Source organism: Fusobacterium sp. (assembly GCF_032477075.1).
Lineage (GTDB): Bacteria > Fusobacteriota > Fusobacteriia > Fusobacteriales > Fusobacteriaceae > Fusobacterium_A.
This window is the reverse complement of sequence record NZ_JAWDXO010000002.1, coordinates 160880-184275: the sequence shown is the minus strand read 5'-3', so window position 1 is coordinate 184275 and position 23396 is coordinate 160880. Positions and strand designations below refer to the sequence as shown.

Sequence of the window (23396 nt, the reverse complement as noted above, 5' to 3'; positions counted from 1 at the left end):
GCTCCAATAGGAGCTTCCTATTTTTTAATCTTCTTTTAAGATGAGATCTTCTTTAAAAAGTCCCATTTCAATTATATCGTGATATTTTCCAAATCTAAAAAGTTCTTTTCTTCTTATTCCTTCTTGTTTAAAACCAACTTTTTCATAACATTTTTTTCCTTTTTCATTAAAACTAAAATAATCAAGATCAATTTTATGGATATTCATTTCATCAAAAATAAAGCTGCAGAGAGTTCGAAGAGTATCACTTCCATAACCTTTTTCTTGATATTCTTCTCCAAGCCATAATCCAATAACAACTTTTCTGTTTTTAGAATCATAGGAATTTATTCCGCATCCACCAATATATCTACCACTTTCTTTTTCTTCAATAGCAAAGTTGAAAGTTGGTCCAGTATTGCTTATAGTTTTTTCTACAAATTCTTTTTGAGCAGCCATAGAGGAAGGAAAGATATCAATTCTTCCAAGCATTGTCCTTATATTTAAAGTATTTATAAGATTAAAAGAAACTTCAACATCGCTTTCTTTATAAGCACGCAAAATTATTTTTTTTCCTTCTATCATGAATTCTACCTCCTAAAGATTTTCCAAATATTGTACAAGAAGTTTATATGTATTGTCAAATGATTCTAAGTTCATTCTTTCATTAGGAGTATGTACATCATAAGAATCAGCTCCAAGGGTAACTATATCAATATCAGGAATTATTTTTTTGAACACTCCACATTCAAGGCCACCATGAGTAGCTTTAATTTGGATATCTCTATTATAAAAATCTTTATATACAGTTTTTAAAATTTCTCTCATATCAGAAATTTCAGTATATTCCCAAGCTGGATAACGTGAACCACTTTCCCATTCAAAACCAAATATATTACAGAAATTAACTAATACTTCCATACCTTCATCATTATATGATTCTATTGCTCCACGAAGAGAATAAGTACAGATAATTTCGTTATCTACAGTCTTTATGACTCCCATATTTTGTGATGCAACTGTGAGATCATCAATTACCATACTTCTATGTTTAAATCCATTGGGAAGCATATAGAACATAGTAATTATAGAATCACTTATATCTTTTGTACACATTTTTTCAGCTCTATCTTCATAAACTTCTACAGTAAGTCCAGCATCACTATACATAAGTTCTTTTTTGATCTTTTCTCCCTGTCTGGCAACAATATTTTTGATTTTTTCAAAATCAGCGTCACTTGCAAAAACAGCAGTGGCTTCTCTAGGAATAGCATTTTCCTTTGAACCTCCATCCATATTTACAAGGTTAATTCCAACTTCTTTGTTTAAATGATAAAGAACTCTGCTGCATATTTTATTTGAATTTCCTCTTTCAAGATGAATATTTCCACCTGAATGACCTCCATAGAGTCCTCTTACTTCCAATTTGTAAATTGAAGAATTACATTTTACCATTTCTAATTTCTTTTTAAATCTGAATCTTAAACCTCCAGAACAAGAAACATAAGTACTTAATGCACTGCTGTTATCTAAATTGATAAGTCTTTTAGAAGTAAAATCTTTTTTATCAAGAGCCTGAGCCCCTATAAGACCAACTTCCTCACATACTGTAAAAACACATTCCAGAGCAGGATGTTTTAAAGTTTTATCAGCAAGAACAGCCATTGTCAAAGCAGCACCAGCACCATCATCAGCTCCTAGAGTAGTTCCTTTTGCTTTTACAAAACCATCTTCTATATATAATTGTAAAGAATCTTTTTCAAAATCAAAATCACAGTCTCCATTTTTTTCACAAACCATATCTATGTGAGATTGAAGAATAACTACAGGATGATTTTCATAACCTTCACTTGCAGGTTTGTAGATTATGACATTATACAATTTATCTTGTTTAACTTTTAGCCCTAGATTACCAGCAAATTTTACAAGATAGTCACTTAATTCTTTTTCATTGTGTGAACCATGAGGTATTCTGGAAATATCCTCAAAATATTTTTGATGTGGCAGATATTCATTTAAAACATAACTCATTTTTATTCCTCCCCTATTTTAAATGTTATATGTAATTATTACCCTAAAATATTACTTTTAGCAAGAGATATTTTGATTTTTTTAAAATATTAAGGTATATATATAAGTGAGAACATAAAATATGAACAAGGGGGATAAAAATGGATTATACTTTAATAAAATGGAATAAAAAAAATTATGAAATCTTTATTGATGAATTGAAAAAATTACAAGATGAAAAATATAAAGAATTTCATAATAAGGTGATTGGAGCAGAGGTTGAAGTAATAGGTTTAAGAAGCCCAATAATAAAAGATATAGCTAAAAAGATAGCTAAAGGAGATTGGAAAGGTTTTCTCTCTCAAAAAAAAGGAAAATACTATGAAGAGACAGGAATAAGAGGACTGATTATAGGATTTGTAAAAGCAGATAAAAAAATAATAAAAGAATATATAGAGAAATTTGTTGATGAAATAAATAATTGGGGAATATGTGACAGTTTTATTGGTAATTTGAAAATAATAAAAAAAGAAAAAGAATTTTTTTATCCTTTAGTTAAGAAAATGGCTGAGTCTGATAATCAATGGAAAATAAGATTTGGACTTATAACTCTTATGTCTTATTATACAGAAAAAGAATATATAAATGAAACTTTTAAAATATGTTCAGCAGTAAAAAATAAGGAATATTATGTACAGATGGGACAAGCATGGCTTATTTCAACTTTATTTATAAAATTTAGAAATGAAACTTTAGAATATTTAAAAAACAACACCTTAGATAATTGGGCACAGAATAAAGCTATTCAAAAAATAAGAGAATCTTTTAGGGTAAGTGAGGAAGATAAAGAACTGGTAAAAAGTTTTAAAAAGTAATTCTGGGAGGTAACAATATGTTTCATAAAATAAATATTGATACTTGGGAGAGAAAGGAATATTACTATTATTATATAAATTTTATAAAATCTAAGTATAATCTCAATATAGATATGGATATAACAAAACTTTTGGAATTAGTAAAAGAAAAGAACTTAAAACTTTATCCAGTACTTATTTATGCAGTTATGAGAGGAATCAATGAAAATAAAGAATTTAGAATGAGCTATGATAAAGATGGAAATTTAGGTTATTGGGATTACTGTAATCCATCTTATACTATTTTTCATAAAGATGATAAAACTTTTTCAGACATATGGAGTGAATACTCAGAAGTTTTTTCTATTTTTTATTCCAATGTTGTGAAAGATATGGAAAAATATAAAGATATAAAAGGAATAAAAAGTAAACCTGAACGACCTGGTAACTTTTCTCCAGTTTCATCAATTCCATGGTTAAGTTTTACAGGATATAGTAATGATACTTACAGTGAGTCAAATATGCTTTTTCCTGTAACTGTATTTGGTAAATATTACAAAAAAGATAAAAAAACATTGCTTCCATTTTCTGTATTTGTTGCTCATGCAGTAGCTGATGGATACCATACATGTAAGCTAATAAATGATATTCAGGAAATAGTTTTAGATATAGAAAACTGGCTGAATATATAAAAAGAGGTTGATTAATTTCGACCTCTTTACTTTTAAAAAATAATTATTTATCTTGAATCTGGTTATTGCTTAATATTTTAATATAGCAATCAATAACTTTGTGAAAAGCATACAATTCCTCTTCTGTACAATGCTCAAGAAGATATTCAAGTGTATGATTTAGATTTTTTAAATCATACATTTTATGGGCTAAACTTAATTCTGTTCCTTTTGGAGTTGGATACAAATGAAAAATTTTTTTATTTGTTTCTACTTTTTCTTTAAAAATATATCCCCTTTCTTCCAACATTTTTATAATTTGAGAAATTCCACCTTTAGTTCTGTACCATTTAGAAGCTAATTCAGTAACTGTAATTTTAGGATTTTCTTCGATATCAGTAAGAATATGTATTCCTAACATATTTATTTTATCACCAGTTCCATAGTCATGTGGAGTATTCGTATAATCATTATATAATTTTACAAAATTATAAATATGGTTAATACGTTCTTTCATCATTTGAAAAAGCTCTGCACTAGGTTCTTTTTTATATTTCAATTTATCTCTGTCCTTTCTTTTATAATCAATATTTTAACTATTAAACTATTTTTTAAAATAAAGCTTACTACTATGTAGTATATAATAAAAAAAAATCTTTGTCTATATCTTTAAAAATATAAAATTATTTAATCATTAAAATATTATAATATAAATATTTAAAAAAGATATTTAAAAATTAAGATTATTATTGATTTTTTTGAGTGTTTGTATTATAATCGAACCATAATATAGTTTAGTATTTAAACTATTTTTAAGGAGGAATTAATATGGAAAAAGAAAAATTTTTAAAAGAAAATTGTCCAGATCGTCATAATACCAATTGTTCAAAATGGGATATCTTAAAAGACAAATATGGAGATTCTGACTTGATATCTATGTGGGTAGCAGATATGGATTTTAAAGCTCCAAAAGAAGTTATAGAGGCACTTCACAATAAGATTGATTTTGGAATATTTGGTTATTCACTTACTAGAAATGAATATTATGAATCTTTTATAAACTGGGAAAAAAAATATCACAACTGGGAATTAAAAAAAGATTGGATTCGTTTTACTCCTGGAGTTGTAACTGGTATTTTCTGGTGTGTTAATATGCTGACAAAAAAAGATGATGCTATAATTATAAACATGCCAGTATACTATCCATTTCATCATGCAATAGAAGATGTTGGAAGAAAATTGATATATAGCGAATTAGTAAATACTAATGGGGTTTATACAATAGATTTTGATGATTTTGAAAGAAAAATAGTTGAAAACAATGTTAAATTATATATTTTATGCAGTCCACATAATCCAGTTGGACGTGTTTGGAGAGAAGAAGAATTAGATAAACTTTTTGTTATTTGCAAAAAACATAATGTTAAAGTTATAAGTGATGAAATACATCATGATTTAATTATAGGTAATCATCCTCATATTCCTTCAGCTATAGTATCAAAAGAAAAATATGCTGATATTATGATTGTCTTAACAGCTGCTTCAAAAACATTTAATTTAGCTGGAATGAAAAATTCTTTTGTTATTATACCAGGAGAGGAACTTCGTAAACAATTTGATGAATTAATGGTTACTCTTCATGAAGATACAGGAAATATGCTGGGATATTATGCTATAGAAGCTGCTTATACACATGGAAGAGAATGGCTTGATACTGTTATAGAAATTATCAGAGATAATTATGAATATATAAAAACTCGTTTATCTAAAGAATTGCCAGAAGCTAAGTTGAGTCCATTGGAAGGGACTTATTTGGCATGGTTGGATTTAAGTGCTTATATTGGAAAAACTAATGAAAGTGGAATGAAAGAGTTTATACAAACTAAGGCTAGACTAGCAGTAGACTATGGAGATTGGTTTGGAAAAGGTGGAGAAGGATTTATCAGACTCAATTTGGCAACAACTCCAGAATGGGTGGAAAAAGCAGTTAATGGGTTAGTTTCTGCTTTGACTGTTAAATAATTTTAAAATAAAAAGAGGGGATTAAGATGAGTAGTTCAAAAACCATTAGCAGTACAAAAGATCTTGATAGAGTCTTAGGTAAAAAAGATTTTTTTGCAATTGCTGTAGGACAGATTATTGGAGCTGGAATTTTTTCACTTTTACCACAAGCAATAGGATTAACTGGGCGTTCTGCAAGTTTTGCATTTGCAATAGCAGCAGTTCTTACATTATTAAAGTTGGCTCCCAGACTTTTTGTATTAGGTTCTATTCGTATGCGTGGAGGTAGTTATACCTATATTGCATTATTATCTACTAATGTACTTGCTGGAGCTTATTTAATCATTCATATTTTAAGTAATATTTCTTTGTCTATGTATGCTCTATCAATTGGACAGTATTTTGAGCAGGCTGTTCATGGAATAAATATTCAAATTGTTGCAATAGTAGTTTTAACAATAGTAACAGGAGTTAATCTTGTTGGAGTTAAAAATGCAGCTAGAGTACAGCAGTTATTAGTTGTATGTCTGATGCTAGCCTTAGCTATTTTTACAGCATTTGGAATATTTAAAGTTAATTATGTAGAGTATATGAAGCCAGAAGGAATGTTTACAGATGGATCATTGGGATTCTGCAGTGCAGCAGCGATATTAACTTTTGCATGTGGTGGAGCTCAAAATATTATCAATTTTTCTGCTGAAGCAAAAGATCCAACAAAAGATATGCCATTTGTTATAATTGTTTCTACAGTGGTTGTAGCTGTATTCTATGCTTTTATGGCAATAGTTGCAACAGGGATTCTTCCTATAGGAGATGTTATGGGGCAGCCATTATCTCTGGTGGCTTCTAAAATTTTACCAGGTCCATTATATGTATTTTTCTTGATTGGAGGAGCAATGTTTGCCCTTTTAACTACTTTAAATGCTCAAATGGGTTGGTGTACAAAACCATTGCTTCAAGGTTGTATAGATGGATGGCTTCCTAAAAAATTAGGAGCTATAAATTCTAAATATAAAACTCCTCATAATTTAATATTATTTTTCTACTTAGTGGGATTGTTACCTTTAATTTTTAACTTCAATATGAATACTATTTCAGGAACAGCAGTTTTTGCTTCTAATGTGATGGATGTATTACTAGCAGTATTTGTATTTCGTCTGCCACAGGTTATACCTAACGAATGGAGCAAATCACGTTGGCATACAACAACTGGAGTATTATGGTTCTGGACAATTGTTGGAACTTTAGCAAGTATATTTGGTGCTTATATGAGTCTTCGTACTATGACATGGTCAAAAATGGGATTGAATTTGTTAGTATGTGTTATTGCACTTCTTTTCGGATATTTTCGTGAAAAAAGTGGTAAAGTTGACATGGAAATAAGTTATGAAGAACAATAGAGGAGAATTAATATAAAAAAGCATATGAATATAAAAGAAGTTAAAATGATGAAGAAAGAAAATTTTTATCTATTTGGGGCAACATTTTTTTGGGCTTTAGGTTTAATTGTAGGTAAATTTTGTTCAGCAGAAATGCCGCCTATGATATTGACTTCAATAAGATATTTATTGGCAGGTCTTGGAATGGGAATAATACACTATTTCAAGGAAAAAGAATTTGATATTGAAAGCAGAGATATATTATATTTTTTATTCTTATCATTTTTAGGAATAGTTTTAAACGGAGTATTATTCTTTAAAGGAATAGGAATGACTTCTCCAGTTAGTACTGCAATAATATCCAGTACTACTCCTATAATAGTTTATTTAATAAGTGTATTATTTTTTAAAGAAAAGATAAATATTAAAAATGTTGCAGCAATGGTACTCTCAATTAGTGGCATAATACTTTTGCTAACTAATGGAAATATTGATTTTCTTTTATCTATTCATCTTAATGCAGGAGATTTAATAATACTGGGAGCAGTAATATCAAATAGTGTATATATAATAGGTTCAAAAAAGGTTTTAAAAAAATATTCACCAACTAAAATATTAACATTTTTATTTATTTTTACAGCTTTAATTCTATCACCAGCCTTATATGTAGAAAGGGATATGTATAAAATAGGAGAAGTATCTTTAAAAGCAAAAGGATCACTGATATATATGGGAATATTTTCATCATTAGCTGCTTTTATGCTGCAGCAGCAGGGAATAAAAAAATAGGTCCAATAAAAGCTTCTATGTACACTAATTTAATTCCAATTTTTTCGATAATACTTTAATTCTTAATATTGAAAGAAAAAATTACACTTATTCAAATAACAGCTATGTTTTTAGTGATAGTATCTCTTGCCATAAGTCAAAAAAAAGTATAAATTAAAAAAAGTACACCTTAAATATTCAGGGTGTACTTTAATTTTTACTAGAAAACTAAATATTATATTATTTTTCTTTTACACAAAGAACATGGTAAACTCCATCAATTACATGAGTTCCTTCAGTTTCATGTTCAAATCCTGGGAATGCTTTATCCCAAAGAGATAATGCTTTTAGGTATTTAATTTGAGGACTGTTTTCATCTCCAAAATTTTCACCAGACATAAGCATTGGGATACCAGGTGGATAAGGGATAACAGAGTTGGCTGTTACTCTACCTACTAATTTATCAGCAGGAACTAATTCTACTTCTTGACTTACAATTTTATTATAAGCTTCTCTTGGTAGCATTTCAGACTTAGGAAGAGTAGAATATGCTTCATTTAAAACTTTTCCAGGGTTATTAGCTTTTAAATAAGCAAACATCTCATCTCCTAAATCATGGAATCCCATTTCTCCATAATGTTCAGGATGAGCAGCAACTAATTCTGGAAGAACATCTTTTAATAAAGTATTATTATCATAATGTTTTTTGAATGAAAGAAGTACATTTACAAGAGTACTCCATTTTCCTTCTGTAATACCCATAGAAAATAGGAACATAACTTGGAAATCTGTTGTTCTAGTAGGAACTATACCATATTTTGCCAAATATGCAGAGACTAATGCAGCAGGAACACCTTTTTCAAGAAGTTCTCCATTATCCCCCATTCCTGGAGCAAGAATGCTGACTTTAATAGGATCTAACATTGCCCAATTTTCAGGAAGATCAGCAAAACCATGCCATTTATCTTCTGGATGCATTACCCAGCAATCTTGTTCAGTAGTAAGAAGTTCTATAGGAGCTTCTTCAAAATTATATTCTTTTTTAGTTTTAGGATCGATTACTTTTTCAGCATTCCAAGGTTTAAAGAACCAGTCATTTTTAGCCATAAATTCTTTATATAATTTTCCAATTTCTTGACGGAATTCAACTGCTTCATTTATTACTTCTTTTATTAATGATTTACCAGAATTTCCATCCATCATTGCAGCACCAATATCATTTGATACAGCAATTGCATATAGAGGAGAAGTTGTAGCATGCATCATATATGATTGATTAAACCTATCTTCATCAATAGGATTTTTACCATTTCTTACATGAATAAATGAAGCTTGAGACAAAGCATTTAATAATTTATGTGTTGAATGAGTTGCAAAGATCGTAGATTCATTTTTATAATCCTTTGGGTTTCCTCTCATAGCAAAATGATCTTTGTATAGCTCATTGAATCTTGCATAACCATACCAAGCTTCATCAAAATGGATGTAATCTGCTTTTCCTTGGAATATTTCTTCAACTTTTGCAGCATTATATGAAACTCCATCATAAGTACAATTAGTAACTACAACATATTTAGAATCTGATTCAATTTCTTTTTTCATTTGTTCAGGAAGAATGGGTCCAATTATTCCATATCTATTTCTTGTTGGAATCATATATACTGGTTTTGCTCCTGTAAGAATAAGACCTTGTTCAATAGATTTATGGCAGTTTCTGTCAACAAGAGCAGTATCTTCATCTGTAAGACATGCTTGGAAAACAGTTCTGTTAGAACCAGAAGTTCCTACTAATACACTATAACTTCTGTCAGAACCAAATATTCTTGCTATATCTTTTTCTGATTCAAGAAAAGCACCAGTATGATCTAATAGAGAACCTAAACTTGTTCTTTCAATTCCTGTATCTGTTCTAAAAAGGTTTTCTCCATAATAATCAAAGAATTTTTTACCAATAGCAGTTTTTAAGAATCCTACCCCTCCTTGATGTCCGGGAGCTGCCCAAGAGTATTCAGCAACTTTATTATAATTGAATACAGCTTTAGCTAATGGAGGTAAAAGAGCATCTCTATATTGTTTTATTTCTTCTGAAATACGTTCTCCAATGAAATTAATATCGTTTTCTAATATCCATATATATTCATCAATTGAATTTAATGTACTTTCATCAAGAGATGATGCAGTATCAGCTTTTTCAGCTAATAAAAATACTGGAACTCCTTCCTGCCTTTCATGTAATACAGTAATTAAATTAACAAATTCTTTTTCTTTTTCAATAGATTTTTTATTGATATCCCAATCTACAAGCATACAGTCTATAGATTTATTAATAGCTATCTCTTCAGTTGCTTCCTTGAAATTTTTCACTTCTATTACTTCAATTCCTCTTTCTTTTAAATCATTTTTTAAAAGAGAAATTCTTTTAGTTACAGGTGAATCTTCATTTAAAAAGCTGTTTTGAATAATAACAATATTATATTTTTGACCTTCTAAACTTTTCATTTTAATCCTCCTTAATATATTTTTAAAATTAAGTCCATGTAGTATTTTAAATTTTTTCTCATAAACTTCTCATGTCATAGTCATACACATAAAAAAAAATTTTCCTTTTAAAAAAATAAAAAAATTTAAAAAAGGAAAAAATAAATTTTTTAGAATACCAATTTTAGAAACAATAAAAGGTTTAAAAAGAAATTTTAAAGGAGGAATTACTATGAGTACTGAAAATAATAGTACATCAAATACTAATGACACTAAAAAGCTGGGTGTTATTGCACTTGCAGGTCTTGTTATTAGTGCTATGATTGGAGGAGGTGTTTATAATCTTCCACAAAATATGGCACAGTCTGCATCAGCAGGAGCTGTTGGAATTGCTTGGATAATAACAGGTATAGGAATGTATTTTTTAACTAATACTTTTAGAGTACTATCAACAGTTGTTCCAGATGCTAAATCTGGAATATATAGTTATGCAAGATTAGGATTTGGTAAATTTGTGGGATTTTTGATGGCATGGGGATATTGGCTTTCAGCTATATTTGCCAATGTAGGTTATGCTATTTTACTTATGGATTCTTTAAATTATTTCTTTCCACCACATTTTAAAGGAGGGAATAATCTTCCATCAATAATTGGAGGTTCTATCTTAATATGGTTAATGTATTTTATGATAATGGCTGGTGTTCGTCAGGCAACTAGTATTAATACAATAGGAACAATAGCGAAATTAGTGCCTATTGCTGTATTTATTTTAGTGTGTTTATTTGTATTTAAAATTTCTATGTTTCATACTAATTTTTGGGGATATGAAACAATAAAATCTCTTAATGATGTAGATTTAGGAAATTTAGGAGGACAGATAAAGAGTACAATGCTTGTAACATTATGGGCTTTTATTGGAATAGAGGGAGCAGTTGTTATTTCAGATAGAGCTGAAAATCAAGCAGCAGTAAGTAAAGCTACCTTGATAGGATTTTTATTATGTTGGTTGTCATATGTAGCCATTTCAATGCTTCCATTTGGGACTTTATCTCAAGGAGAACTATCAGTACTAGCACCACCTTCTTCTGCGTCTATACTTGCAAATATAGTTGGAAAATGGGGAAGCTGGTTCATGAATGCTGGAGTGATAATTGCACTACTAAGTTCATGGCTTGTTTGGACAATGCTTTTAGCAGAACTTCCATATGCTTGTGCTAAAGATGGAACTTTTCCTAAAATTTTTGCTAAAGTAAATAAAAATGGAACTCCATCTTTCTCTCTTTTAATATCAAGTATAGGTATGCAGATAACAATGATATTTGTATATTTTGCTAGCAATGCATGGAATGTAATGTTGAGTATTACAGGAGTTATGATACTTCCTGCTTATATAGCTTCAACTCTTTATTTATGGAAAATGTGTGCAAAAGGGCAATTTCCTAAAAATACTACTATAAAAGAAAAAACTGCTCTTATTACAGGAATTTTAGGAAGTATTTATGGAGCTTGGCTTATATATGCAGCTGGTTTAAAATATTTAATAATGGCTAGTATTCTATTTGCTGTTGGAATATTAGTTTTTGATATAGCTCGTAAAGAAAATAAAGCATCAAATGAAAATGTTTTTACTAATATAGAAAAAATATTGGCAATAGGATTGACAGTAATAGCAATAATAGCTTTGTTACTATTAATTACTAAAAAAGTTAGTCTTTAAAGCATAGATTAAATCAAGAGTTGGAGGTTTTACAATGGAAAAAGAAACTAATGTACGTGCACCAAGAATTGATAAGACTGCAATAAGTCCTTATGAAAATTATTGTGATGGATATGGAGCTCCAGGGGCTCAAGGAAATGGATATGTTTCTGTATTAAAAGTATCTGTAGGAACTGTAGAAAAGACTGATGATTTTTTATTAGATGGTATAGTATCTTATGACAGAGCTGAAATAAATGATGCTTATGTAGGACAAATAAATATGCTTACTGCCTCATCTTTTTGTGGAATAGCAGGACAAGTATGGGGGCATGATTTAGCAGCTCATGATGATGTTGCAGCTAAAAAAATTCAACCAGTTTTAGAAGCCACACAATTTGATGGTTCTAAATTACCAGTTTATGATGCAAAACCATTATTAGAAGCAGGAATTGAACTTTTTGGAATTGAAAAAGAAAGAAGATTTACACTTGTACCAGGAGCACATACTATTTGTGCTAATAAAGGAATTACTGCGTATAGACCAAAAGAAGATAGACCATTAAAAGATGGAGAAGCTTATGGAGTATGGTGTTTTATAGCTTTATCACTTTCTGCTGATAGAGATAACTGTGCAGATTTGTTTATAGAAGATGCTGGATTATGGACTAAAAATGATAGTGCAGAAGAATTAAAAAAATTCTTAGAAGAACATAGAAAATCTGTTGTGTGGTCAGTAGTAAGTTGTGGACAAGACTCAGATGTATTATTTGAAAGAACATATGTAGGATTTGCTTATACTATAATGAAACCAGGAGAAATTGGAACATCTTTGACTTGCGCTCCATATGTAACTCTTGCAAGAAATGCTGTACCAACAAATGGATTTAATTCCTTGAATAAAATTACATTAACAGATTGGTTGAAAGATATGAAATTTGATTCACTTGTAGAAAAAAGAAAAAAATCTTGTTGTGATAAATAGTATAATAAAATAATCCAGAATTAAAAAATACAATTATGTTGAGGAGGAATACCTCCTCTTTTTTATTGTAAGTTATAGAAATAAATTGTATAATAAGAAAATTAATGTTATTTAAGGGGAGAAAATGAGAGAGAAAATTTTAGAAACAGATAGATTATTTTTTAGTGTCTGGAAAGAAAATGATATGAAACAAGCACATGAACTTTGGGGAGACCCAGAAGTAACTAAATTGATAACAGCTTCTGGAAAAATGACTGAAAAAGAAATAAAAAATAGATTAGCAAAAGAAATAGAAAATTATAAAAATTTTAGAGTTCAATATTTTCCTCTTTATTTAAAGGAAAATGAAATATTTGTTGGATGCTGTGGTTTGAGACCATATGATAAAGAAAAAAATATTTTAGAAATGGGAATACATATAAAAAAAGAGCAATGGGGAAAGGGAATTGCTTTAGAAGGATGCACTAAAATAATAGAATATGCATTTAATATTTTAAAAGCTTCTGCTGTTTTTGTGGGTCATAATCCCAACAATATAGGTTCAGCATATCTTATAAAAAAATTAGGATTTACTTATATAGAAGATAGATATTATTTACCAACAGGATTATATCATCCTTCATATATTTTTGAAAGAAAATAAAAAAACCTTTACATATTAAAAAAATGGAGTATTATATTAAATAATTATTACTTAAAACATATTAGGGGGGAATTAGGATGGAAAATAAGTTAAGAAATGCTTTTGAATTCATAGAAAAAGAAGAAAAAGTAATGAAAAAATTATGGTTTGATTTATGTAGAATAGAAAGTCAATCTTCTGATAGAGAAGGAATAAATGAAGCAGTTGAATTTTTAGAAAAAAATCTTAAAAGCTTTGGAATGAAAACACAGGTATTTGATTATGAAAGTGGAGGAAATAGTATAACTGCTTATTTTGATAATGGAAGTAAGGAGCTTGAAACAGTTATAATTGGACATTTAGATACTGTACATAAAAAAGGTAGCTTTGGAAAAGAGATTATAAGAATAGATGAAGATAATGATATGGTCTATGGTCCTGGAGTTCTTGATTGTAAGGGTGGAGTTGTAATAGGGGCTTTTGTTGCAAGGGTTTTGAATCATATTGGATATGATAAATTTATAAAACTTGCATTTTCAGGAGATGAAGAAGTAGGGCATCAAACTACTAATGGTAAAGGTAAGGAATTTTTTTTAAAGGAAGCAAAAGGGTTTAAAACAGCAATAGACTGTGAAACAGGTTTTACAGATGGAAGAATAGTAGTTGGAAGAAAAGGAGCAGCAAGATTTCAAATTATAATACAAGGAAAAGGAGCCCATGCAGGAAATGAACCAGAAAATGGTATTAGTGCAATTAAAGAAGCAGCTTATAAAATTCTTAGAATAGAAGAAGAAAATGATTATAACAATACTCACTATAATGTTGGAATAATTAATGGTGGAACTAATGTAGGAAGTATTCCAGAAAATTGTATTCTGACTATAGATGTCAGATATAGAAAAGCTTCAGATATAAAAGAAATAAGAGAGTTTTTAGATAGAGTAACGAAAAAATCTTATGTAAAAGGAACAAAATCTGAATTAAAAGAAATCTTGATTTTTGATTCGATGGATGAAACTGAAAAAAATAAAAAACTATTTGAAATAGTAAAAGAAAATTCAGAAAAATTGGATTTAGGGATACCATATCCATGCTTTTTAGGTGGAGGATCTGATGCTGCTTACACAGTAGCTCTAGGAATACCAACTATTTGTGCAATGGGAGTACAAGGCTACGAAAACCATACAATAAGAGAAAGAGCTGTAATAAGCTCATTTAGTGAAAGAACAAAACTCATTGTAGCTTCAATATTATCATTGCCAGAGGTGATTTGATAACATTTAATAAAAACAAATATGAATAAAATTATAAATAGACTTCATTTATAGTAAACAGTTAAAGAAATAAGAAATTGTTTACTTATAAATGAAGTTTTTATTTTAATTTTAAATTCATATTTAATAAAATAAATATTTTGAATTTTAGAATTTCTTTTTTTACTCTCTTAAAAGTGAATATAAAAATATTTTGTTTTAAAAAATAAAAAAGGAAATGTTAATAATATTTTTTATAATATATTATTAGATTATATTCTATAAATCTTAAAAATGTTTATGACAAAATTGTGACATTAATATAAAACAAATATATATAAATTTTGCAAAAAATAAAAAATGATTAGGTATATATTTTTGATTTATTGCGTTTATACACGTATATAATATGATTTAAAAAAATGGAATAGAGAATAAAATGATCTGTATGATATTCCTTAGTATTTTCACATAAATTTCATTGAAATTTATTATATTAATTAATGTAGAAAATAAAAAATTATAAGGATTAGTAATTACTTTATAATTATTTTTTTCTTAAATTAAAGTCATAAGAATATAATTATTTATCAGATTGTTGTATTTTTATGTCAATAATAAATACTAGGGGGTATTTTTATGAAAAAATCTTTATTATTAGTTGGTGCATTTTTAATAGTTACAGCAATGGCACAGGGAAAGGAAATAGTTCCTGCACCAGTAGTTGTGGAAGAGGCACCAGTACAAGTTGTAGAAAAAGAAGTTATTGTTTACAGAGACAGAGAACCACAAGGATTTAAACCAAATGGATATATTGATTTACAATATAGATATTATGGAGAGGCTGAAGAACTTAATTACAAAGATAACAGTGTAAATAACAATTATGGAAGAACACAGTTAATGGGAAGAATCAATATGACTGAAAAACAAGCTTTAGAATACAGAATCAGATCGTATAATGATTGGAATTCTTCTTCTAATGAAAAACAAAAAGGAGAGGATGGAACTCAAACAAGATTGAGATATTTCTATAACCATGGAAATTTAGGAGATTCTAATGTAAATTTAACATCTAGAGTAGAATACAGAAAAGAAGCTGAAAGTGATGCACAATCATTAGAATACCAGGCAAGATTTAATTTTGCAGATTATTTATTTAATAATGATTTTGTCAAAACTACTGAATTTACAATAGCTCCTAAATATAAATATTATTGGGCATCTAATAGTGATGATTATCAAAATAGATTAGGAATAGATTTATTTACAATGCATCAATTTCCATTTGGATTTTCACTTGAATTTAATTTATATGGAGATCAATATTTCTATGGACAACGTCAATACACTAATGATCATAGTACAGTGAAAAATAATACTGGATTAACAATGGAAGCTTATTTGTATAATACTGCTAATTTATATACAAATGATAAAATTGATATAGATTTTTATTTTGAAGGAGGATATGACCCATATAATTGGAATTCAGAAAAAGTATTAAGAACAGCTATAAGCAATGATCCTAAAGGTCCAATAGATTATACTTATAATGATAATACATATGAATTATATGCTTATCCACAAATTATAACAACTTATAAGGTTAGTTCTAATTTTAATGTATACGCTTCTTTAGGGGCTGAATATAGAAACTGGGCAAATATAAATCAGAAAAGTGCTAAAGACTGGAGATGGCAACCAACAGCTGTTATAGGATTTAAGACTACTTTTTAAATATTAAAGACATATATATTTAGATAAAATGTTTATTAAAATATTTTTAACAAACACTAATAAAACATATTTTCTTCACTTTTCTATATTATATTCTTTATATAAGAGAAATATTATAAAAGTTGCTAATCTTTTATATATTATTGCTCTTCCCAAGAATAAGATGATGATTTACCAGTTTCCCAGATTAGGTAAATTGTCATCTTTAATGTAAATTATTATATATTTCGATATATATAATTTAAAATATAGAAAATAGGGGGTATTTTTTATGAAAAAATCTTTATTATTAGTTGGTGCATTCTTAACAGTTGCAGCAATGGCACAAGCTAAAGAAGTTGTACCTGCTCCAGTTGTAGTAACAGAAGCACCAGTACAAATCGTTGAAAAAGAAGTTATTGTCTACAGAGACAGAGTACCAGTAGGATTCAGACCAAATGGATATGTAGATTTACAATACAGATGGTATGGAGAAACTGAAAACAAAACAGCTGCTGAGAATGATTGGGCAGGAGCTACAAAATATGGAAGAACTCAGTTAATGGGAAAAATCAACATGACTGAAAATCAATCTTTTGAATACAGAATCAGAAACTATGGAAATGTTTCTAATGAAAAATTAGGAAAAGATGGAACTGATACTAGATTGAGATATTTCTATAATCATGGAAATTTAGGAGATTCTAATGTAAACTTTACATCAAGAATTCACTACAGAGACAGAGAAGATACTACAGGAAATCAAGAAGCAGAATACCAAGCAAGATTTAATTTTGCTGAGTATTTATTCAACAATGATTTTGTAAAAACTACTAATTTCGTTGTTGCTCCTAAATACAAATATGTATGGGGATCAGGAAATAATGATAACTATGATAATCAAATAGGTGCAGATTTATATACTTACTTTGAATTACCATGGGGATTCTCTTTTGAGTTCAATATGTATAATACTCAACATTTCTATGGAAGAGATCAAGTATTCAATAGAGGAGACAAAATAAAAGATAAAAACTTTACAATTGATGTAGAGGCTTATATCTATAATACAACTAATCTATACACTAATGGAGATGTAACAATTGATTTCAACTTCGAAGGTGGATATGATGATTACAGCTGGTCACAATATAAAAAATATGGTGCTTTAGATCAAAAACAAGATTATGAACTATATGCATTACCATATATTCAAGTAAATTATCAAGCAACTCCAAGCTTTAAAGTATATGCAGCAGCTGGAGCAGAATATAGAAACTGGGAAATCACTGCTAAAAGCAATGCTAAAGACTGGAGATGGCAACCAACTGTATTTGCAGGATTTAGAGCTTCATTCTAGTAAGTTAGGTTATTACTTTACAACTTAGGACATTCTTAACTAACCAACATTATAAAGGGGAGTTAGCCAAAGCTTTTATTTTGGTTAACTCTTTTTTCTTATATATTAAAAAAATGAGAATTAACAAATGGGAGGACAATAAATATATGAAAAAAATTTTAATAGTAGAAGATGAAATGGAAATAAGAAATATTTTGAAATTATATCTTCTAAAGGAAGGTTATGATGTGACAGAAGCTGAAGATGGAGAAGTGGCAATAAAACTTTTTTATGAAAAGCCATTCGATTTAGTAATACTTGATATAATGTTGCCTAAAAAAGATGGATGGAGTGTTTTAAGAGAGATAAAAAAATATAGTTCAGTCCCTGTTATGATATTATCAGCAAGAGATGATGATGAAGATGAATTATTTGGTTTTGAAATAGGAACAGATGAATATATAACTAAGCCTTTTAATAATAAAATACTTTTAGCAAGAATAAAAACTCTTATAAAAAATACAAGTAACAATACAGACCACATTATTGAATTAGGAAAAATAACTATCAATGACACATCTCATACAGTAACTGTAGAAGGAGAAGAAGTTATTTTAGCTCCTAAAGAATATGAGCTTTTAATATATCTTATAAAAAATCATAAGATTGCTCTCAGTAGGGATAAAATGCTTACAGAAGTATGGGGATATGATTTTTCAGGAAGTGACAGAACAATAGATACACATATAAAGAACTTAAGAAAAAAATTGGGAGATGAATGTATAAAAACTGTAAGAGGGATAGGATATAAATTTGAGATAAAAAATTAGGAGGAACAGGAAGTTAATGAAAAAAATTTTTTATAAAATATTTTTTGCTTTTATTGTGATCTCTTATCTTCCACTGATAGTGATATATTATTTTAATTTTTTGTATATGGATAAATATATTGTTCAAAATACCAAAGAACAATTAATAAAAGTATCTGAAGATATTTCAATTAAGGATATTCCTTTAGATAAAATAATAGACAGCAAAGAAAATAAAGATATAAAAATTGCATATATAAATTTTCAGAAATCTGAAAAAAAAGTGAACTTTTTAATTATTTTAATAAAACAGAGATCAAGGCCAATTTGGAAAAACTACATACTGGAGATTATACAATAAGATTAACAAGTATGACAGATTTTCTTAATTATTTTTTGCTTATAAAGAAAATATCAGATACAGAATTTTTGGTAATCATATCACCAACTATAGTTCCAAATGTTGTAACTAAAATGATGTCATCATTTTATTTAGATTTGTCAGCTTTTATAGTACCAATACTTTTTGTTTTAGCATATATTTTCTCAAAATATTTTTCTGACCCAATTGTAACTTTAGAAAAAATATCGTCTAAAATATCAAAATTGGACTTCTCATCAAATATAGATTTTAAATATAATAATGAGTTAGAAACTCTCGGAAATAATTTAAAAGGGATGTCTGAGAAACTAAAAAATAATATAGATGAGTTAAATAATTTAAATTCACAAATGAAAATAGAATTAAAAGAAAAAGAGAAATTAATAAATTTTGAAAAAGATTTTATGCGTTCAATAGGACATGAATTAAAAACACCTATTGCCATAATTAATGGATATATAGAAGCACTTCAAGATGATATTGTATCAGCAGAAGAAAAAAGTAATGTGTATTCTATTATATATAACGAAGGGATATTTCTTGATAAACTTATTAAAAATTTAAATACATACTTAAAGTATGAATTTAGTTTTTCAGATGAAAGTTATGAAGAATTTCAATTGAAAGAATTACTAGAAGATAAACTGAACAAATATAATCTTGATTTTATGAAAAAAAATATAGAACTGAAAATAAATATAGATGAAAGTAAAATTTTTACTGATAAATATCGTATATCTATAATTTTAAATAATCTTTTTACTAATGCAATTACCTATATAGATGATAGAAAGAAGATTGGAATAGAATTTAAAAATAAAACTTTAAAGATATCAAATAGTTCTGCATTTATACCAGAAGAAAAGTTTAAAAATATTTTTAGACCATTTTATAAACTTGACTCTTCTAGAAATAGAAAATATGGTGGAGCAGGATTAGGACTTTCAATAGTAAAAAATATATTAACAAGTTTAAATCTAGAATATAGCTTTATTTTTGATAAAGAAAAAAATTATGTTATATTTACAATAAAATTTAATTAAAAAAAGTTCTTGACCCTCAAGTAGCTTTATAGTTTAAAATTAATGTTGTTTTAGAAAACATTTTTCTCTACTTAGCTAGAATTCTTAGTTTTCTAAATTTTACAACATTAATTTTTTTTATTTTTTGAAATAATAAAAAAAGATTGACTTAATAGTCAATAAGGTGTAAAATTTACCATGACCTATTGGTCAAAAAAAATTATAAGGAGTAGGGTATGCCAGTCATAGGAAAAAAAGAGCAGATAATGGAAGCTGCTACAAAACTCATTCTAAAAAAAGGATATTCACATACTTCAGTAGAAGATATAACTAATGAAATGAAAATAGCTAAAGGAAGTTTTTATACTTATTTTAAGTCAAAGAATTTATTATTACAAACTATTGCAGAAAAAAAAATAGATGAAATGATAGAAAGACAGGATGATATTCTTAAGAATAGCTTTTCTTTTGAAGAAACTTTAAAGAATATCATTCTGGTAAGACTTAAATTTTCCCATGAAAGTATGAAAAGGGAGCTTGTATTAATAAGCTTAATAAAGAATATAGAAGCTTTAAGCCCAGAAATAAGAGAAATTTTAAAAAGAATTGAGCAGATAAATATTGACTTTATAAAAAAACTGCTTATAAAATTTAAAAATGAATTAAAAGTTGAAGAAAAAGATCTTCAAAAATATTCTGAACTTATAAGTGCTATAATAAGAGAATTTAAAGTAGTGAATTTTTTCCTAGATAAAAGTAATAATGAAAATATATTTATTCAAGACTTTGACATAGTAATAGAAAAGATGAATAATGAAAAGCTTGAAGAAGGAATAAATTTTATTTATGGATGTATTTTAAAAATATTAAAATAATTTTGAAAATTAATTATTAATTTATGTATATTCAGGAGGTAACAATGAAAAAAATATTAGGATTACTTTTAATATTAAGTAGTTCAGTGTTTGCTAGAGAAATTACTCTAGATCAAGCTATACAAATGTCACTGGAAAACAGCAAGGAAATAAAGATTTCAGAAAAAGATGTTGAAGTGTCAAAATTAAAAGTAGGCATTGCATTTAAAGATGCTCTGCCAAGTGTTGTATATAGTGGAACATATACTAGAGGGGAATATGAGCGTAAAATGTATAGACATGGTTGGGAAGATCAAGTAGAAAGAAAAGGTGGGTATACACAAACTATATCAATATCACAGCCACTATTCCAAGGAGGAGCAGTTTTAGGTGGAATAAAAGGAGCTAAAGCATATAAAAGTATAGCTAATCTATTATATTTAGGAGAAAGAAGAGATACAAGACTTAGAACTATTCAAAATTATTCTAACATTGTTAAATATCAAAAAGATTTAGAAGCATTAGAATCTTCTAAAAAAGAACTTCAAGCTAGATATAATAAACAAAAAGCCCAGTTGGATTTAAGGCTTATAACAAAAACAGATTTATTAAAAACTGAATACTCTCTTTTAGAGGTTGAATCACAAATTATTGGAACTAAAAATGGAATAACTATCGAAAAAGAAAACCTTAAAATAAAAACAGGAATTCCAAAACATGAAGAGGTGACAGTTGTAGAATTTGAAGTTCCTATGTACTTGAGCAGAAATATAAATTTCAAAAATGATTTAGATCAGGCTATGAACGAAAGTATAAATGCATTAGTAGCTAAAAATTATGTAGAAGCAGCAGATGCTTCAAAAATAGTTTCAAGAGCAGATATGCTTCCTAAGGTAAATGCCTTTGCAAGTTATGGAACATCAGAAAGAACAAAATATAATCCAACAATAGATGAAGCAGAATGGAGAGGTGGAGTAGAGATAAAATGGAATGTATTTGAGTTTGGAAAGAATTATGACAGCTATAGAGTAGCTGCAATAGGAAAAGAACAGGAAATGCTGAGAGAGAAGATATCTAAGGACAGTATTGATATAAATGTGACTGATGCTTATTTAGAGTTGATAAGAATGGAAAAGGAAAGAGATTCTAAAGAAAGAGCAATGGAGGCGGCAGTAGAGAACTTTAAAATGGATCAAGAAAGATATGATGCAGGATTGATTTCAACAGTAGATTATCTATTATCTGAATCACAGGTGAGAGAAGCAACAGTAGCATATAATCAGATAGTGATAGATTATTTGTATGCATTTGAAAAATACAGATCACTACTTATTTAATATATAATAAATTATTTACTTGAATAATTACTTATAATTTTAGGAAAGTTTTATAAGGTAATTTAGTATCTTTTAAAACTTTTTTAAATTTGCTCATATATCAAGTTTAGAATTAACTACCAGGAATTTTAGGAGGAATAGAAATGAAAAAAACAGGATATTTGATACTGCTTTTAATATTGGTTATGGCAGGTTGTGGAAAAAAAGAGGAGGAAGTAGTAGAAAAGAAAGTTAAATATGTCATTACAGAACCTGCAGCAATGAGAAAAATGAATCAAGTATTTAAATCAGATGCTGTGTTAGAGCCTAAGAATAAGGTTAATCATAAAACAGAAAAAGGTGGAACAATAGAGAAGATACTTAAAAGAAATGGAGATACTGTAAAAAAAGGAGAGCTTGTAATGGAACTTTCAGATGCAGCAACAGAATCGAGCTATTTTACAGCAAAAGCAAATTATACATCTGCACTGTCTTCACTTAATATTGCAAAGAGCAACTATGACAAGTTTAAAAACCTTTATCAGAAAGAGCTGGTATCTTATCTTGAATATGTAGGATATGAGAATACTTATGTAGGAGCAAAGGGAAACTATGAGGCAGCTAAGGCATCTTATGAAAATGCAAAAAGTGATTACAATAAGTTATTTAGAAAAGCAGAAATAGATGGTGTTATTGGAAATCTTTTTGGAAAAGAAGGAAATGAAATAGCTGCAAGTGATATCATCTTTACAGTAGTAAATGACAGCTCTATGGAAACTTATGTAGGGTTTCCAGCAGAATGGCTTACTCAAATAAAAACTGGACAGGAATTAGAAGTGGAAGTAGGAGCATTAGGAAAGAAATTTGTTGGAAAAATAACAGAGATAAATCCAATAGCAGACTCTGCAACTAAAAAGTTTATGGTAAAAATTGCAATTGATAATCCTGAAAAAGCTATAAAAGATGGAATGTATTCATATGTTACTATTCCAGTAGGAGAAATAAATGTATTATCAGTTTCAGATGAAGCAATATTTGTAAGAAATCTGTTAAGTTATGTATTTAAAGTAGAAGATGGAGTAGCAAAAAGAGTAGAAGTAAAAACAGGAGCTACTAATCTTCCATATACTGAAATTTCTTCTGATAGTATAAAAGAGGGAGATAGAATAGTAGTTAAAGGTATATTTGGATTAGAAGAAGGAAATGAAGTAGAAGAAAATACAGAAGCAAAATAATATTTAAAATCAAAATTAATGAGG

General features: G+C 28.1%; 21 protein-coding genes. 17 read left to right on the top strand and 4 right to left on the bottom strand.

The genetic code is table 11. The features are described from left to right. Positions 1–24: 24 nt before the first annotated feature. Together E6771_RS02000 and pepD are read right to left on the bottom strand one after the other, a co-directional pair. Positions 25–564 carry a GNAT family protein gene (locus tag E6771_RS02000; protein ID WP_316089293.1) on the bottom strand — a complete coding sequence of 180 codons (540 nt, stop codon included), beginning with the start codon at positions 562–564 and terminating at the stop codon, positions 25–27. A gap of 12 nt (positions 565–576) precedes the next feature. Further along, entirely contained in the window at positions 577–2010 is a 1434-nt protein-coding gene (pepD, locus tag E6771_RS01995; protein WP_316089292.1) for a beta-Ala-His dipeptidase, read from the bottom strand. 140 nt (positions 2011–2150) lie between these two features. Here pepD and E6771_RS01990 point away from each other — a divergent pair, with 140 nt between their 5' ends. Together E6771_RS01990 and E6771_RS01985 are read left to right on the top strand one after the other, a co-directional pair. Continuing rightward, entirely contained in the window at positions 2151–2864 is a 714-nt protein-coding gene (locus tag E6771_RS01990) for a DNA alkylation repair protein (protein WP_316089291.1), read from the top strand. A gap of 17 nt (positions 2865–2881) precedes the next feature. After that, positions 2882–3535 carry a chloramphenicol acetyltransferase gene (locus E6771_RS01985; protein ID WP_316089288.1) on the top strand — a complete coding sequence of 218 codons (654 nt, stop codon included), beginning with the start codon at positions 2882–2884 and terminating at the stop codon, positions 3533–3535. Between the two features lie 43 nt (positions 3536–3578). Here the strand turns inward: E6771_RS01985 and E6771_RS01980 are convergent, their stop codons facing one another. Next, entirely contained in the window at positions 3579–4073 is a 495-nt protein-coding gene (locus tag E6771_RS01980; RefSeq protein ID WP_316089286.1) for a MarR family winged helix-turn-helix transcriptional regulator, read from the bottom strand. 269 nt (positions 4074–4342) lie between these two features. Here E6771_RS01980 and E6771_RS01975 point away from each other — a divergent pair, with 269 nt between their 5' ends. The 3 genes from E6771_RS01975 to E6771_RS01965 are packed head-to-tail and all read left to right on the top strand — an operon-like array spanning position 4343 to position 7683. Then, positions 4343–5536, top strand: coding sequence for a MalY/PatB family protein (locus tag E6771_RS01975; RefSeq protein WP_316089284.1), 1194 nt, complete (start codon positions 4343–4345; stop codon positions 5534–5536). A 26-nt stretch (positions 5537–5562) separates the two neighbouring features. After that, complete coding sequence (locus E6771_RS01970) at positions 5563–6915, top strand: APC family permease (protein WP_316089282.1); 1353 nt, start codon at positions 5563–5565, stop codon at positions 6913–6915. A gap of 24 nt (positions 6916–6939) precedes the next feature. After that, positions 6940–7683, top strand: coding sequence for a DMT family transporter (locus E6771_RS01965; RefSeq protein WP_316089280.1), 744 nt, complete (start codon positions 6940–6942; stop codon positions 7681–7683). A 219-nt stretch (positions 7684–7902) separates the two neighbouring features. On the opposite strand, the gene adiA is transcribed toward E6771_RS01965, so the two are convergent. Beyond that, positions 7903–10161: an arginine decarboxylase gene (gene adiA / locus E6771_RS01960; protein ID WP_316089278.1), complete on the bottom strand. Its 2259-nt coding sequence runs from the start codon at positions 10159–10161 to the stop codon at positions 7903–7905. Between the two features lie 211 nt (positions 10162–10372). On the opposite strand from adiA, the gene E6771_RS01955 reads away from it, so the two are divergent. From E6771_RS01955 to E6771_RS01900, 12 genes are all read left to right on the top strand, one after another. Then, entirely contained in the window at positions 10373–11857 is a 1485-nt protein-coding gene (locus tag E6771_RS01955; RefSeq protein ID WP_316089276.1) for an amino acid permease, read from the top strand. A gap of 34 nt (positions 11858–11891) precedes the next feature. Continuing rightward, positions 11892–12821, top strand: a complete 930-nt coding sequence (gene hdcA / locus E6771_RS01950; protein ID WP_316089274.1) for a histidine decarboxylase, pyruvoyl type — start codon at positions 11892–11894, stop codon at positions 12819–12821. A gap of 124 nt (positions 12822–12945) precedes the next feature. Then, positions 12946–13464 carry a GNAT family N-acetyltransferase gene (locus tag E6771_RS01945; protein WP_316089273.1) on the top strand — a complete coding sequence of 173 codons (519 nt, stop codon included), beginning with the start codon at positions 12946–12948 and terminating at the stop codon, positions 13462–13464. Between the two features lie 77 nt (positions 13465–13541). Continuing rightward, a complete protein-coding gene (locus tag E6771_RS01940; RefSeq protein WP_316089271.1) occupies positions 13542–14717 on the top strand; it encodes a M20/M25/M40 family metallo-hydrolase in 1176 nt (391 codons plus the stop codon). Between the two features lie 618 nt (positions 14718–15335). Then, positions 15336–16436 carry a hypothetical protein gene (locus E6771_RS01935; RefSeq protein WP_316089269.1) on the top strand — a complete coding sequence of 367 codons (1101 nt, stop codon included), beginning with the start codon at positions 15336–15338 and terminating at the stop codon, positions 16434–16436. Positions 16437–16707: 271 nt separating this feature from the next. Further along, a complete protein-coding gene (locus E6771_RS01930) occupies positions 16708–17775 on the top strand; it encodes a hypothetical protein (RefSeq protein WP_316089267.1) in 1068 nt (355 codons plus the stop codon). A 146-nt stretch (positions 17776–17921) separates the two neighbouring features. Beyond that, positions 17922–18584, top strand: coding sequence for a response regulator transcription factor (locus E6771_RS01925; RefSeq protein WP_316089265.1), 663 nt, complete (start codon positions 17922–17924; stop codon positions 18582–18584). A 16-nt stretch (positions 18585–18600) separates the two neighbouring features. Continuing rightward, the gene (locus E6771_RS01920; RefSeq protein WP_316089263.1) at positions 18601–18924 is read left to right on the top strand and encodes a hypothetical protein; all 324 of its coding nucleotides are present in this window, start codon (positions 18601–18603) and stop codon (positions 18922–18924) included. Next, positions 18891–19988, top strand: a complete 1098-nt coding sequence (locus E6771_RS01915) for a HAMP domain-containing sensor histidine kinase (protein WP_316089262.1) — start codon at positions 18891–18893, stop codon at positions 19986–19988. The genes E6771_RS01920 and E6771_RS01915 overlap by 34 nt, the downstream gene beginning before the upstream one ends. Before the next feature lie 215 nt (positions 19989–20203). Further along, positions 20204–20842 (top strand): TetR/AcrR family transcriptional regulator, encoded by a 639-nt coding sequence (locus E6771_RS01910; protein WP_316089260.1) that lies wholly within the window; start codon positions 20204–20206, stop codon positions 20840–20842. A 44-nt stretch (positions 20843–20886) separates the two neighbouring features. After that, positions 20887–22158: a TolC family protein gene (locus E6771_RS01905; RefSeq protein ID WP_316089259.1), complete on the top strand. Its 1272-nt coding sequence runs from the start codon at positions 20887–20889 to the stop codon at positions 22156–22158. A gap of 143 nt (positions 22159–22301) precedes the next feature. Beyond that, on the top strand, positions 22302–23372 hold the full coding sequence (locus E6771_RS01900; protein ID WP_316089257.1) for an efflux RND transporter periplasmic adaptor subunit: 1071 nt from the start codon (positions 22302–22304) through the stop codon (positions 23370–23372). Positions 23373–23396: the final 24 nt, after the last annotated feature.